12 protein-coding genes are annotated in these 14,820 nt (G+C 68.7%); 6 read left to right on the forward strand and 6 right to left on the reverse strand.

Annotated features, from left to right (window positions below; genetic code table 11):
- Nucleotides 1-5 precede the first annotated feature (5 nt).
- The 3 genes from ACPEH1_RS05795 to ACPEH1_RS05805 form a co-directional block, all read right to left on the reverse strand.
- Entirely contained in the window at nt 6-884 is an 879-nt protein-coding gene (locus ACPEH1_RS05795) for an EamA family transporter (RefSeq protein ID WP_017354777.1), read from the reverse strand.
- Between the two features lie 273 nt (nt 885-1,157).
- The gene (locus tag ACPEH1_RS05800; protein ID WP_313217061.1) at nt 1,158-1,646 is read right to left on the reverse strand and encodes a LuxR family transcriptional regulator; all 489 of its coding nucleotides are present in this window, start codon (nt 1,644-1,646) and stop codon (nt 1,158-1,160) included.
- A 57-nt stretch (nt 1,647-1,703) separates the two neighbouring features.
- The gene (locus ACPEH1_RS05805) at nt 1,704-2,183 is read right to left on the reverse strand and encodes a VOC family protein (RefSeq protein ID WP_026070565.1); all 480 of its coding nucleotides are present in this window, start codon (nt 2,181-2,183) and stop codon (nt 1,704-1,706) included.
- A 276-nt stretch (nt 2,184-2,459) separates the two neighbouring features.
- Between ACPEH1_RS05805 and fhuE the strand changes: the two genes are divergently transcribed.
- Both fhuE and ACPEH1_RS05815 read left to right on the forward strand, forming a co-directional pair.
- Nucleotides 2,460-4,631: a ferric-rhodotorulic acid/ferric-coprogen receptor FhuE gene (gene fhuE / locus ACPEH1_RS05810; protein WP_017354780.1), complete on the forward strand. Its 2,172-nt coding sequence runs from the start codon at nt 2,460-2,462 to the stop codon at nt 4,629-4,631.
- 135 nt (nt 4,632-4,766) lie between these two features.
- The gene (locus ACPEH1_RS05815) at nt 4,767-5,384 is read left to right on the forward strand and encodes a M23 family metallopeptidase (protein ID WP_423715423.1); all 618 of its coding nucleotides are present in this window, start codon (nt 4,767-4,769) and stop codon (nt 5,382-5,384) included.
- Between the two features lie 46 nt (nt 5,385-5,430).
- On the opposite strand, the gene ACPEH1_RS05820 is transcribed toward ACPEH1_RS05815, so the two are convergent.
- Nucleotides 5,431-6,057 (reverse strand): LysE family translocator, encoded by a 627-nt coding sequence (locus ACPEH1_RS05820; RefSeq protein WP_423715424.1) that lies wholly within the window; start codon nt 6,055-6,057, stop codon nt 5,431-5,433.
- Nucleotides 6,058-6,234: 177 nt separating this feature from the next.
- Nucleotides 6,235-9,108 carry a TonB-dependent receptor gene (locus tag ACPEH1_RS05825; protein ID WP_136005087.1) on the reverse strand — a complete coding sequence of 958 codons (2,874 nt, stop codon included), beginning with the start codon at nt 9,106-9,108 and terminating at the stop codon, nt 6,235-6,237.
- 317 nt (nt 9,109-9,425) lie between these two features.
- Here ACPEH1_RS05825 and ACPEH1_RS05830 point away from each other — a divergent pair, with 317 nt between their 5' ends.
- From ACPEH1_RS05830 to ACPEH1_RS05845, 4 genes are all read left to right on the forward strand, one after another.
- On the forward strand, nt 9,426-11,390 hold the full coding sequence (locus ACPEH1_RS05830) for a transglycosylase SLT domain-containing protein (protein ID WP_313242552.1): 1,965 nt from the start codon (nt 9,426-9,428) through the stop codon (nt 11,388-11,390).
- 100 nt (nt 11,391-11,490) lie between these two features.
- Nucleotides 11,491-12,711 carry a multifunctional CCA addition/repair protein gene (locus ACPEH1_RS05835; RefSeq protein ID WP_136005093.1) on the forward strand — a complete coding sequence of 407 codons (1,221 nt, stop codon included), beginning with the start codon at nt 11,491-11,493 and terminating at the stop codon, nt 12,709-12,711.
- 84 nt (nt 12,712-12,795) lie between these two features.
- Complete coding sequence (locus ACPEH1_RS05840; protein ID WP_313242551.1) at nt 12,796-13,761, forward strand: L,D-transpeptidase; 966 nt, start codon at nt 12,796-12,798, stop codon at nt 13,759-13,761.
- Between the two features lie 3 nt (nt 13,762-13,764).
- On the forward strand, nt 13,765-14,424 hold the full coding sequence (locus tag ACPEH1_RS05845) for a M23 family metallopeptidase (protein WP_153164776.1): 660 nt from the start codon (nt 13,765-13,767) through the stop codon (nt 14,422-14,424).
- A gap of 9 nt (nt 14,425-14,433) precedes the next feature.
- On the opposite strand, the gene ACPEH1_RS05850 is transcribed toward ACPEH1_RS05845, so the two are convergent.
- Nucleotides 14,434-14,817, reverse strand: coding sequence for a hypothetical protein (locus ACPEH1_RS05850; RefSeq protein ID WP_154081096.1), 384 nt, complete (start codon nt 14,815-14,817; stop codon nt 14,434-14,436).
- Nucleotides 14,818-14,820 lie beyond the last annotated feature (3 nt).

Genomic DNA, 14,820 nt, shown 5'->3' on the forward strand with positions numbered 1-14,820 from the left:
CGCTGCTACGCCGGGGCGCCCGGCACCTGCGGGGAGGGCCGCCGGGCGGTCACCGTGCTGCCCACCGACGCCACCACTGTGCAGCCGATCGCGGTCCACTGCAGCGGGGTCAGGTGTTCGGCCAGCAGTCCCATCGCCAGCAGCGCGGCCACCGCCGGCTCCATGCTGATCAGGATGCCGAAGGTCTCCTTCGGCAGCCGCTTGAGCGCCATCATCTCCAGCGACATCGGGATGGCGCTCGACACGATCGCCACGCCCAGCCCGAACAGCAGGATCGCCGGGTCCAGCAGCGCCATGCCGGCATGCGCCACGCCCACCGGCACCACCACAAGCGCGGCCACGCACAGCCCCAGCGACACGGTGTGCCCGGCATGCAGATGGCCCGCGCGCTTGCCGAAGATGATGTACATCGCCCAGCATGCCGCCGCCCCGAGCGCGAACAGCACGCCGACCGGGTCCAGCGGCGCGCCATGCCCCAGCGGCAGAAGCAGCAGCAGCCCGATCAGCGCGCATCCCACCCAGACGAAATCCACCGGCCGGCGCGACGACCACATCGCCACCGCCAGCGGTCCGCAGAACTCGATGGCCACTGCGATCCCGAACGGGATCGTGCGCAGCGCCATGTAGAACATCAGGTTCATCGCGCCCAGGGTGATCCCGTAGCGGACGATCGCGCCGGCATCGGCGCGCGTGGTGGTCCACCGCCACGGCCGGAACACCGCCAGCAGCACCAGCGCCGAGAAGCCCACGCGCAGCGCGCTGGTGCCCTGCGCGCCGATCAGCGGAAACAGCTGTTTGGCAAAGGAGGTGCCCACCGACAGGGCGGTGACCGAGCCGAGGACGGCCAGGACGGGAATCAGCGAAGCATGGCGTGAGGTCGACATCGCGCCATCATAGTGCGCGCGGCCCGAAGCAAGGACTCGATGGCAGACGCCTCCCTGCATGTTTCGCGCATCCATGACCGCCGCCCACCGCCCCGACGGCTTCGACCGCGCCATCCCGGCCATCCTGCAGCGCGACAACGCCACGCCGCCGCACAGGACCACCGACGTCGTGCACCTGTCCGCCCCGGCCGCGCAGCGCCGCATCAAGCGCGTGCAGGAGACCGGCATCCTCCGTGCCAGGCGAGGGCAGGACGTGCCGCTCCGGCGGCGTCGTCAGGGTACCCGCGTGAAGTGGATGGTCATCAGGATCGGCTTGCCATCCTGGCTGAAGAACGCCTTGGATTCGGTCATCCGGTCGCGATCCGCGGCCACAGTGTAGATGCGTGTCGAGGCCGGGGTACCGTGGTCGACCAGCTGCATCACCAGCACGTTTGGCGCCGGCATGCTCAGCGAGGCCACGTCCGCGCCGTAGTTGCCGGTGATCGGGCCGGGCGTGCCATCCAGCGGCAGCGTGCTGTCGGCCGTCATCGTGGTGCCCCTGGGGTCGACGATCTCGGCGCGGGTGGTCCACCGGCCGTTGCCGGCGTCCTTGAATTCCAGCACCACGCGCCGGGGCCGCTGCGCCACCGGCATCGGCAGCGTGGCCACGTCGATCGCCCAGCGGCCGGCCAGCGGCGATACGGCCGGCGTGGCCGCCGTGACCGGCGCGGGACTGGCCTGCAACGCGATGGCGGCCAGGCACGCTATGAACATCCTCTTCATGGATTCTCCTTCTCGGGTGGGCAGAGTGGATCCGTTGCCGCGGTGCGGCCGCTGCGCCTAGCCGCGCACGGCGGCCTCGATGCGGGCCACATCGATTCTGCGCATGGTCATCATCGCCTCGAAGGCGCGCCTGGCCACTGCCGGGTCCTTGCTGGTGACGGCCTCGCTGAGCACGCGTGGCGTGATCTGCCAGGACAGCCCCCACTTGTCGCGGCACCAGCCGCAGGCGCTTTCCTCGCCGCCGTTGCCGACGATGGCCTCCCACAGGCGGTCGGTCTCGGCCTGGTCGTCGGTGGCGATCTGGAACGAGAAGGCCTCGCTGTGCCGGAATGCCGGCCCGCCGTTGAGGCCGATGCAGGGAATGCCGGCCACCGTGAAGTCCACCGTCAGCACGTCGCCCTGCCTGCCGGACGGAAAGTCCGCAGGGGCGTGGTGGACAGCGGTGACCGCGCTGTCCGGAAAGGTCCGGGCGTAGAAGGTGGCAGCGTCCAGGGCGGTGCCGTCGAACCACAGGCAGATCGTGTTGCGCGCAATCATGGCGGTCATCCGGGAAGAACCGCGCCCACGCTACGGCGGACGATGTTAAGCCGATGCCGTGGCTGACCGCCCCCGGCGTACCTTAATTGGCAATAGTAATGCTTCCCATTACCATATCCTCACCCCGTCGGTGCCAGGGAGGCACGGCGATCATCGGTCGCGCAGCCACGGTCCTGCTCCGCAGGGCCTCGCCAGCGTCGCACCGTCCCCCACCCACTAGGCAGCGCCTGGCCCTCGAGGACATCGGCCGCGCGTGCCCGCGCCCTGGAACCGCCGATGCCCCGTACGTCCGTTGTGATGCCCCGCCCCCTGCCCCAGCGCCGCCTGTCGCAGGCCCTGTTCGCCGCGCTGTGCGCACTGTCCACCGCACCTGCCCTGGCCCAGGTCGCCGCCGATGCCACCACGCTGGACAAGGTGGTGGTCAAGGGCGAGCGTGCCGAAGGCTATTCGGTCCGCAGGACCTCCGCCGGCACCCGCTTCGACCTGGCTCCCCGCGAGATTCCGCAGTCGATCAGCATCATCAGCCACCAGCGCATCGAGGACCAGAACCTCGATGACATCATCGACGTGCTGGCCAACACCACCGGCGTGAGCAGCACCCAGTCCGATACCGAGCGGACCGAGTTCTACGCGCGCGGCTTCTATATCGACAGCTACCAGTTCGACAACCTGCCCACGCAGATGGTGCAGAACTGGAGCTACGGTGATTCCGGCCTGGACCTGGCGCTGTATGACCGCGTGGAAGTGGTGCGCGGCGCGACCGGCCTGTTGAGCGGCGCAGGCAACCCGTCGGCCTCGGTCAACCTGATCCGCAAGCACGCCGACAGCGCCGAGCTGACCGGCAGCGTGTCGGTGAACGTAGGCAGCTGGGGGCGCACCCGCTCCACCGTGGACGTGACCACTCCGCTCAACGCCAGCGGCTCGGTGCGCGCGCGCGTCATCGGCAGTTACCTGGACACCGAATCGCAGATGGACCGCTACAACCAGCACAAGACGCTGGGCTATGCGGTGATCGATGCCGACCTGACCCCGGATACCCAGTTGAGCGTGGGCTACGATTACCAGCAGAAGCGCGCCAACGGGGCGACGTGGGGCGGGTTCCCGATGCTGTTCGCCGACGGCAGCCCCACCGGCTACGACGAGGCGTTCAATGCCGCCGCGAAGTGGACCTACTGGGACACCACCAGCAAACGCGCGTTCGCCACGCTGGAGCATGGCTTCGCCAACGACTGGAAGGTCCGCGTCGGCGCCACCCACGATGAGACCCGGGCCGACGACAAGCTGTTCTACCCGGCCTACAACGACTGGACCACGGGCGCGTCGCTGCTGGATCCGGTGACCGGTGCGGGGGTTTCGCCGTCGGCCGGGTTCTACAACACCGAGCGCAAGGTCGACGCGATCGACGGCTTCGTGGAGGGCCCGTTCCAGCTGTTCGGCCGCGAGCACCAGTTCATGGCCGGGCTGAGCTACAACAAGCGCAGGTACGCCAACTATGGCGACTACCAGGTCGGGGGCGAGGGCCGCCCCTGGGACCCGTTCCGCAGCTACCTGGACTGGACCGGCAACATCGCCGAACCCAACTGGAACGCGCTGGCGCTGGCCAGCAAAGGCACCATCACCCAGAAGGCCGGCTACGCCGCCACCCGTCTGTCGCTGGCCGATCCGCTGAAGCTGATTCTCGGCGCGCGCTACACCGACTGGAAGAGCGAAGGCGAAGACGCCGACCGTTCGCACACGGTCACGACCCCGTACGCCGGTCTGGTCTTTGACCTCAGCGACACCTGGAGCACCTACGCCGCCTACACCGAGATCTTCCAGCCACAGACGCTCAAGAAGCAGAACGGCAGCTACCTCGACCCGGTCGACGGCAAGAGCTACGAAGTCGGCGTCAAGGGTGCCTGGTTCGACAACCGCCTCAATGCGTCGCTGGCGGTGTTCCGCATCGAACAGGACAACGTGGGTCAGGCCACCACCCTTCCGGTGGACGGCAGCCTCAACGAGTTTGCCTACATCGCCGCGCGCGGCACGGTGAGCCGGGGTGTCGAACTGGAGCTCAACGGCGAGCTGGCCCCGGGCTGGAATGCCACCGTTGGCGCGTCGCGCTACGTGGCCAAGGACATCAACGATGCGGACATCAACACCAACCTGCCGCAGACCACGATCAAGCTGTTCACCAGCTACACCCCGCAGTCGATGACCGATCTCACCGTCGGCGGCGGCGCGAACTGGCAGAACCGCATCTACTACCCGGTGCCGGCCTACGGTCGCATCGAGCAGGATGCCTACGCGCTGGTCAGTGCGTTCGTGCGCTACCGCATCTCGCCGGCGTTCAGTGTGCAGGCCAACCTCGACAACCTGCTGGACAGGAAATACCTGTCGCAGATCAACGGCTACGGCGCGTACGGCGACGGCCGCAACGGCTCGATCACGTTCACCTGGTCGTTCTGACCGGGCACGCAATGCTCCACGCAGCACACAGAGAGCCGGGCAATGCCCGGCTCTTTGCACAGGGGCATCACGCGTGCGTTGTGTGCACACGCGGCCTGCTAGTCTGTTCCCCGTTCCCGCCGGACACCGACGTCGATGCCCGTGGACCCGCACACTTCGTCCTCCCCGCCGCCAGGCCCCCACCGCTCGGCCGCCTGGCGCGTGCGCCGCTGGCTGGTGCGGCTGCTGGTGCTGGCCGTCCTTGCCGTGCTGGCGGGTGTGCTGTGGAACAGTCCGTGGGCACAAGCCCCACGCGCGCTGTGGGCGCTGTCGCGGATGGCGCCACCGGAGGCGCTGCCGGTGCCGGTGGACGGTGTCGCGGCCCGGCGCATCGCCGACACCTTCGGCGCACCGCGCGGACGCGACCGCACCCATGCCGGGCTCGACATCTTCGCTCCCCGCGGTACCGCCGTGACCAGCGCCACGCCGGGCATCGTGGCGGACATCCGTGACGGGGGACTCGGCGGTCGCCAGGTCTGGATACTGGGACCGGCGCGCGAGCGCTACTACTACGCGCACCTGGACGGCTGGCGCGAGGGGCTGTCCCGGGGCGAGGTGGTGGAGGCCGGCACCGTGCTCGGCTACGTCGGCGACAGCGGCAACGCCAAAGGCACCCCGCCGCACCTGCACTGGGGCATCTACGGCAGCACGGGAGCCTACGATCCGCTGCCGTTGCTGCGGGCGTGGACCGCACCGGATCGATCCGGTCGTTGATCGACCCACGACATCGCCGTAATACCGGCCGCTGGCCGGCACCTACTCAGGGCCGCGCGCGCAGCAGCGCCAGCCCGAACCCGATGAAGATCGTGCCGACCACGCGGTCGAACACCTTGCGCAGACCCGGACGGGCCAGGTAGCCGGCCAGGCTGTGGCCACCGGCGGCGTAGACGGCGTACCAGAACACCTCCATCACCGCGAAGGTACTCACCAGCACCACGAACTGCGGCAGCTGCGGCAGGCCGAGGTCGACGAACTGCGGCAGGAATGCCGAGGCGAACAGCAGCAGCTTGGGGTTGCTGATGCCGATGATGAAGCCGTCGCGGAACAGGATGCGGCGCGACGTGGGCGCGATCGCGGCCGGGTTGCCCACGTCCAGCGGCGCGTCGCCGCCGCGCCAGGCGTTGATGCCCAGGTAGACCAGATAGGCCACGCCGGCATAGCGCAGCACATCAAAGACCAGCGGCGAGGCCTTGAGGACCGCGCCCAGGCCCGCTGCGGAAATCGACAGCGCCAGCACCAGCGCGCTCAGGCAGCCGGCCATCGCGGCGATGCTGCGGCGGAAGCCGACGCGCACGCTGCGGGTCATCACGTGCAGCATGTTCGGCCCCGGCGTGCCGCACAGCACGAACACGGTAACGGCGAAGATCCACCAGGTATGCAGGCTCATGACGACCGTCGGTGACAAAGGGGTGCAGTGCGCGCGTGCACGGCACCGCCATGATAGGGCGATGGTCGTCCGCCTGCGCGGCGTGGCCGGAATACGCCATGCGCTTGGCCCGTGGCGGAAACGCACCGGGGCGCCCTGACGGCGCCCCGATGGGTCATTGCCGGGTACGGCTCTGGATCAGAACCGCAGGTCCGCGCGCAGGTACCAGTAGCGGCCACGCGGGATGTCGTAGGTGGACGCGTCGTAGCCGTTGAGCGAGCACGACAGGCAGATCGGCGGGTCCTTGTCGAACGCATTGTTCAACCCGGCGCTCAGCTGCAGGCCCTTCAGCCAGTCCACTTTGTAGCCCAGCTGCAGGTCGTGGTAAGTGATCGCCGCCAGCTCGTTGGTGCCGGCCACCTGGTTGCTGCACACCGGGAACGCCGACGCATCGCCGCATTCCTCGGTCAGCTTGGAGATGTGGCGCACCGTCCACGACGCATTCCAGCGGCCCAGCGACCAGAGCAGGCTGGCGTTGCTGGTCCACTCGGGAATGGAGCTGTCCACCACTTCCACGCCCGGTTCCTGCGGCTGCCGCTGGCCGGCGGCGCCCAGTGCCTCGTAGCGGCCGACGAAGGTGTTCTTCCAGGCCAGCTTGAACTGGCCGATGTCGCTCTGCGGCAGCGTCCAGAACAGGTCCACGTCCCAGCCGTCGGTCTTGATCGAGCCCAGGTTGGTGAGGCGGTTGTTGAAGCCGCTCACCGCGCCGGTGGAAGCGCGGGTGATGCCATCGCAGTACAGCGGGTCCAGGGTGTCCACGCACAGGTCGAGCTGGGTCTGGGCGTTGATCGCCTGGATCGCCCCTTCGATGGTGTGGCGGTAGAACGTCACCTCCACATCGAAGCGTTCGGACCACGATGCATTGCTGCCGAACCACGGGCTCCACACGAAACCGGCACTGAAGCTGCGCGAGGTTTCCGGATCGAGCGCGGGATTGCCGCCGGTGGTCACCGAGATCTGCGAGTTGGCCTGCTGGAAGCCGGCCGGCACCCCCAGCGCGGCGCAGTTGGCGGCGCTGCCGCGCGGCGGCGTACCGCCCAGGCCAACCGAGCACGGGTCGAACAGCTGCAGGTCTGCTCGCGCTGCGGAGCCGTACAGCTCACCGATCGAGGGCGCACGGAAGCCTTCGGCATAGGTGGTACGCAGCACGAAGTCGTTGGTCACCTGCCAGCGCAGGCCGTACTTGGGCGTGAACTCGCCACCGAAGGTGGAGTAGTCCGAGTAGCGTCCGGCCAGGCTGAGGTCGAGCTTCTCGCCGATGGCGCTCTTGGCGAAGATCGGGATGCTCAGCTCCAGGTAGGCCTCGTTGACGTCATAGGAGCCGGACGTGGGCAGCGACGGGACGCCGTTGTAGTACCCGGCCACGGTCAGCGGATCGGGCTGGTACCAGCCTTCGTACTTGCGGTACTCCACGCCGGCCGCGAATGACACCGGGCCGGCCGGCAGGGTGAACAGGTCGCTGCTCAGGTTGGCGGTGAACAGGCTCAGTTCGTTCTGGCTGCGGTCGCGTACCACCGGCTGGATCCAGCGCAGCATGTCCGGCGTGATGGTGCCGGGACCGCCGAAGATGTTCAGCGGCACGCAGCCGGCGGTGGCTGCGCAGAGGGCCGGATCGCCCAGCGCCAGGTTGATGTTGTAGATGTTGTAGCTGCCGTAGTTGGTCTGCTCGGCCTTGTTCTTGCTGTACATGCCGTTGACGTCCCAGAACCAGCTGCGGTCGGCCGCCTCGAACTGGCCGACCAGGCCGGTGGCGAAGTACTGGGTCGTCACCTTCTGCTCGAACACGCGCGCGCCGCCCTCCACCGGGCGGCGGCCGATCACCAGCAGATTGTCGGACGAGTCCAGGTCGAACCCGAACGGGTTGTACGGGTTCTGCGCCGAGATCACGATGTTGTCGGCCAGCGGATTGCCGGTAGCGCCGTCGGGGCCGAAGAACAGCGGCTCGGGTGCGGCCTGGTTGGTCGATTCGCGGCGGTTGCCCAGCGCCTTGATGTACCACTGCACGTTGTCGGTGATGTCGAAGCGGAACTGGCCGAAGAGGCCTTTGCGCTCGGACGGCGTCAGCACCATGTTGTACTCGGCGAAGTTGAACCGGTCCGGCGTGCCGAAGCAGTGATAGTCGTCCGTACGATCACAGCCTCCGGCGCCATTGAAGACCGGAGACGTAACGCCGTTGTTGGGCGTGAGATTGTGTTCAATGCCCGTGTTTGGATCGATGAAACGGAAACGCCCGGTCGGCGTGGCCGAGCTGCCGAACGACAGGCCGGTGCCAGGAATCGGGAAGCGAGACTGCTCGCGGTCGATCGCATACACGGGGTCCTGCTTGGTCCAGCTGGCGCCGAGGAACAATGTGTAGCGGTCACCGCTGGTGCCCCAGGCCAGGTCCACGCCCTTCTGGGTGCCGTCGCCCTTGCTGTACTCGCCGTAGTTCATCGTCACCTGCGCGCCATCGAACTGGCGGCGCGTGATGATGTTGACCACGCCGGCGATGGCGTCGGACCCGTACAGCGACGATGCGCCATCCTCGAGCACTTCGATGCGCTCCACGATCGCCAGTGGAATGGTGTTGAGGTCGGTGGCCGCGCCCACGCCCGAGGCGGAGGATTCATTGACCCAACGGATGCCGTCGACCAGCACCAGCACGCGCTTGGCGCCCAGGTGGCGCAGATCGACCTGCGCCGAGCCGGCACCGACACCGCTGCCGTCCGGCGGGAAGCCGAAGTTGCCCGAGGAGTTGAACTTGGCGTTGAGCGCCGAGCCCGAGCCGGTGAGCTGCTGCAGCACTTCGCCGATCGAGTTGAAGCCGGTGCGTTCGATGTCGTCGCGGGTCAGCGTCTGCACCGGCACCTGGCCTTCCACCTCGGCGCGTTTGATGCGCGTCCCGGTGACTTCGATCCGATCCAGATCCGTGGTGGCGCGGGGTGCATCCTGCGCGGCGACGAGCGCCGGAGCAGCCAACAACAGGCACAGCGATACAGCGACCGCCAACGGGCGGCGATGCAGGTCGTTCATTCGCTCTCTCTCCAAAGGAATGTTGGGCTGGACTGCCGTCCCCCCCTGCTGACGGCAGTGTCTCCTTTGTAAACAACCTGTAAATGTCGCGACGTGACGACGACCCCGCTTTCACGTCGTTTCGACAAATCCGAACAGGCGCCGTCGCGCCGCACCGTTCCCTGCGGGCCCACCGGACCGGTCCCGATGCGCAGTCTGTGCAGGTGGCCGGCATCCCCGCGCAGGTGGATCGGACGCGGCGCCGAAGGGCGGCGTTCGTTCATGTTCGAGTCGGCTGGCGCGCACCGCCCTTCACGCCGCGCCGTTATGCTTTGACGATGAATGCACTCCCCCTCTTTTTCCTCGGCACGCTTGCCATCGCCGCAGCCGCAGACGCCGGCGCGCAGTCGCTTGATGCCCAGCGCGCGCAGCTCAAGGCCGCCATCGACAACGCCGAGCGCGGTCAGTACGACCCGGCCGAGGCCGCCGCACTGAGCCGCCACCCGCTGTACGGCTGGCTCGAATACGCCAATCTGCGCCGCACCATCGATACGGTGGGCAATGCCCAGGCGCAGGACTTCCTCAAGCGGTACAACGGCCAGGCCGTGGCATCGAGTTTCCGCAGCGTATGGCTGCCCGCCGTGGCGCGGCGCCAGGACTGGCCGACCCTGCTGGCCAACTGGGTGCCCACCGACAACGTCGGCCTGCGCTGTGCCCAGCTCAACGCGCGCCAGGCCACCGGCAAGGCCGACGCCCAGTGGACCAGTGAGGCCCAGGCGATCTGGCGCAGCACCGGCAAGTCCCTGCCCGACGCCTGCGATGCGGTGTTTGCCGTGCTCGATGCCAAGGGCGGGCTGAGCGCCGAACTGCGCTGGGCGCGCATCGACGCGGCCGCCGACGAGGGCCAGCCGGCGGTGATGCGCAGTGCCGCACGCGGGTTGCCGGCCGCCGATCTGGCGCTGGCCAACACCTACGCCGCGTTCGTCGACAAGCCCAATGCCAGCGCGTTGAACTGGCCGCGCACGGCGCGCAGCCAGCGCATCGCCACCGATGGCCTGGCCAAGCTGGCCAAGGCCGATCCGGGCGCCACCGAGCAGCAATTGCCGCAGTACGCCAGCGCGCTGCAGCTCAGCGCTGCCCAGCAGGCGCAGGTGCTGTACCAGATCGCGCTGTGGACCGTGGCGTCGTACGGGCCCGAGTCCGCCCGACGCCTGAATGCCGTGCCCGAATCGGCGTATGACGAACGGCTGCACGAATGGCGCGTGCGCGAAGCGCTGTCGCGCGGTGACTGGCCGCAGGCGCTCACCGCGATCCGCAAGATGGGCAGCACCCAGCGCAACGACTCGCGCTGGCGCTATTTCGAAGCGCGCATGCTGGAGAAGACCGGCAGACGCAGCGAGGCCCAGGCGGTGTACCGTGAGGCCGCACGCGCCGCCACCTTCCACGGCTTCCTCGCCGCCGACCAGCTCGGCCAGCCCTACACGCTGTGCCCGTGGGAGCCCAACGACAGCAGGCAGGCGCAGGCGGCGGTCGCACGCGACCCGGCCATCGTGCGCGCGATGGAGCTGTTCAAGATCGAACGCAGCGGCTGGGCCGTGGCCGAGTGGAACGATGCGCTGAGCCGCTACGACACCACGCAGCGCCGCATCGCGGTGGAGGTGGCGCGCGACAACGGCTGGTTCGACCGCGCGGTGTTCTCGCTCGGCAAGACCCCGGACGAGCAGCGCCTGTACGCGCTGCGCTTCCCGCTCCACCACGACGACACCATCCGCCGCGAGTCGCTGCGCAACGCCATCGACCCGGCCTGGGTGGCGGCGGAAATCCGCGCGGAGAGCATCTTCAACCCGAAGGCGCGCTCGCCGGCCAACGCGATGGGCCTGATGCAGGTCCTGCCCGCGACCGGCGCCAGCGTGGCCAAGTCGATCGGCCTGGCCAACTACGGCGGTGCGGCCAGCCTGTACGACCCGGACACCAACATCGCCATCGGCACCGCCTACCTGCGCCAGCTGATGGACAAGTATCAGGGTCTGCCCTACGTCACCATCGCCGCCTACAACGCCGGTCCCACGCCGACCGCGCGCTGGCAGACGCAGCGGCCGGGCTTTGATCCGGACATCTGGATCGAGACCATCAGCTACAAGGAAACCCGCGAGTACGTGGCGCGCATCCTGGCCTTCAGCGTGATCTACGACTGGCGCCTCAACGGCGACGCGCTGCCGGTCAGCGACCGCATGAACGGGCGTCTGCAGGCCAGGCGCAAGAGCTTCACGTGCGCGGCCAACGCCGACAAGGGCGGCGACTGATCCTCGCCGCGCAGGTGACGCCGACCGCGCGGGCGAGCCTGCCGAGCGCGGGTTGAGCCGCGGCGACCGCGTCCGGGAAGGCCGTGGCATCATTGCCCGCATGAAGATCTATCTTGTCGGCGGCGCGGTACGCGACCGCCTGCTGCAGCGTCCACCCGGCGACCGCGACTGGGTGGTGGTCGGTGCTACCCAGCCGGACATGGAAGCGCTCGGTTACAAGGCCGTGGGCAAGGACTTTCCGGTATTCCTGCACCCGGACACAGGTGAGGAATATGCGCTGGCGCGTACCGAACGCAAGTCCGGTCGTGGTTATCGTGGCTTCGTGGTGGATGCCGATCCGTCGGTGACACTGGAAGACGACCTGCTGCGGCGCGATTTCACCATCAACGCGATCGCCTGCAACGAGGCGACCGGGGAGCTGGTCGATCCCTATGGCGGCCTGCGCGACATCGAGCAGCGCGTGCTGCGCCACGTCGGGCCCGCATTCGTCGAAGACCCTGTGCGTGTGCTGCGCGCGGCACGCTTCATGGCGCGTTTCGCCCCCCTGGGATTCACCGTGGCCGACGAGACGATGGCGCTGATGCGGCAGATCGCCGAGAGCGGCGAGCTCGACATGCTGGTGCCCGAGCGGGTCTGGCAGGAGCTGCGCCGGGTGCTGGCCTCGAACCGCCCCTCGGCGTTCCTGCGCACCCTGCACGATGCGCACGCACTCGGCCCGATCCTGCCCGAACTGGAGGCGCTGTACGGGGTGCCGCAACGCGCCGAGTTCCATCCCGAGGTGGATACCGGCGTGCACCAGGAGATGGTGAGCGACATGGCCGCACGGCTGGCGCCGGGAGATGATCTGGTCGGCTTTGCCGCGCTGACCCACGACCTCGGCAAAGGCCTGACGCCACCGGAGGAATGGCCGCGCCATATCATGCACGAGCAGCGCGGGCTGGCCCCGCTGCGGGCGCTGTGCGACCGGCTGAAGATCCCGCTGGAGCACCGCCAGCTCGCCGAAGCGGTATGCCGCGACCATCTCAACGTGCACCGCATCGACGAGCTGCGCGACGCCACCGTGCTCGAGCTGCTGGCGCGCTGCGACGCCTTCCGCCGCCCCGAGCGCATCGCGCGGATCGCGGTGTGCTGCGAGGCCGACAAGCGCGGGCGGCTGGGCTTCGAGGAGAGCGACTACCCGCAGGGCGCCACGCTCACGCGGCTGCACCAGGCTGCCCTGGCTGTGCAGGCGCGCGACCTGGATACACAGGGGCTCGCCGGCCCCGCCATTGGCGAGGCGCTGGCACGGGCCCGCATCAAGGCGATCAGCGCGGCACGCTGACCGCTCATCCGGCAGTCAGCCGTTTCACGCCGGGTGCGCAGCGCAGTGGAGCATGGTGAGACCCTGTTCCCGCTGGAGTTGCCGATGATCCGATGCCTGCCTGCCCTGCTTCCGATGGCGCTGTGCGCGGCGCTGGCGAGCGCCGCACCGGCCATCGCGCAGACCCCCGCCCTGCCCACGCCGATTGCTGAAACCGCGTCGGTGCCGACCGGGCCGCGGTCGGACCTGCATGCGCAGGTGCTGCTCGACCGCGCGCACTTTTCCCCCGGCCAGATCGATGGCCTGCCCGGCTCCAACCAGAAGCGCGCAGTGTCCGGCTTTCAGGCCGCCCACGACCTGAAGGTGACCGGCGAGCTGGATGACGCCACGTGGCAGGCACTGCAGGCCGACCGCGTGGACGTGCTGGCGCGCTACACCTTGACCGCCGAGGATGTCACCGGCCCCTTCCAGCCGGTACCGGACACCCCGGCCGCGCAGGCCAAGCTGAAAGCCCTGGGCTTCGCCTCCGTGGAAGAGGCCCTTGGCGAGCGCTTCCATGCCGATCCGGTGCTGTTGCGCACGCTCAATCCCGGTGTCGATTTCAGCAAGGCCGGCACGGCGATCCAGGTGCCGAACATCGCGCCGTCCACCCTGCCCAAGGCCGCCAGGCTGGTGATCGACAAATCCGAGTCGACGCTGCGCCTGTTCGACGCGCAGGGCAAGGTGTACGCGCAGTTCCCGGTGTCGTCAGGCAGCCGGCACGATCCACTGCCGATCGGCACCTGGAAGATCCTCGGCATCTCGCGCGATCCGACCTTCCACTACAACCCCAAACTGTTCTGGGATGCGCGCAAGGGCGAAGGCAAGGCCACCCTGCCGCCAGGTCCGAACAATCCGGTCGGCCGCGTCTGGATCGACCTCTCCAAACCGCACTACGGCCTGCACGGCACGCCCGAGCCGGGCCACGTGGGCAAAACCGAATCACACGGCTGCGTGCGCATGACCAACTGGGATGCGCTGCAGGTTGCCGACGCGGTGGATGCGTCGGTGCCGGTGGTGATGCAGGAGTAGACGATGAAGACCGGACTGCTGCTGGCGGTGGGACTGGTGACCGGCGTGCTCGGCGTATGGGTGCTGGCGCCGCCGGCCGCCCCACGGGCATCGACTTCACCCGCAGAGGTGGCGCATTCCGCTTCCGCACCGGCCGTGGCGGCGGCAACGGCATCCGCTGCCGCGCCACCGATCGCGCCTGCCGCGCCTGCCGTCTCCGCGCCGGCAGCATCCGCACCCGCCGGCAGCCTGCTGCTGCCGGTGCAGGGCATCGCCGCCACCCAACTGCAGGACACCTTCACCGATGCGCGCAGCGAAGGCCGCGTGCACGATGCCATCGACATCCTTGCCCCCGCCGGTACGCCGGTGCTGGCGGTGGCCGATGGCACGGTGGAAAAGCTGTTCGACAGCGAACGCGGCGGACTCACGCTGTACCAGTTCGAGCCGAGCGGACGCTACTGCTACTACTACGCGCACCTGCAGCGTTATGCCGATGGCATTGCGGAGAAAAAAGCGATCCGGCGCGGCGAGGTGATCGGCTATGTCGGCAGCACCGGCAATGCGTCACCTGACGCGCCGCACCTGCATTTCGAGATCCACCGTCTGGGCGCGGAACGGCAATGGTGGAAGGGCGAGTCGCTCAATCCCTATCCCGTGCTGCGCGGTGACGTCACGCTGGACTGAGCCGTGCACTCAGGCCTGCGCGTCGAGTGCGGCCTGCAGTTCGAGCACATGCTGCGAGCGCGCCAGCCCTTCAGCCCCCGACGTTGCACAAGCTGCGCACCATTGCGCCCGCGCGAGCGCGCTGCGCAGCATCAGCCGCGCCACCTCGGGAACCGCAGTGGGGGCGGCCGCCTGCAACGCCAGCGCCGCATAGTCGCGGTCACGCGGCCAATCCAGTGCATCGGCGTCAGTCTCCAACACCGCCAGCAGGCGCTGTGCCTCTGCGACGGAGGCAACGCCACACAGGTCGGCCACGTGCGCATCGATGGCGTCGGTGCGGCTGCCCCGCCGGCGCAGCGCCTCGGCGGTGTGCTGCAGCGGCGTCATGATCGGGCGTTCCGGTTCTGCATCCACGTG

Source organism: Stenotrophomonas sp. NPDC077421, assembly GCF_049545505.1.
Taxonomy (GTDB): Bacteria; Pseudomonadota; Gammaproteobacteria; order Xanthomonadales; family Xanthomonadaceae; genus Stenotrophomonas; species Stenotrophomonas nematodicola.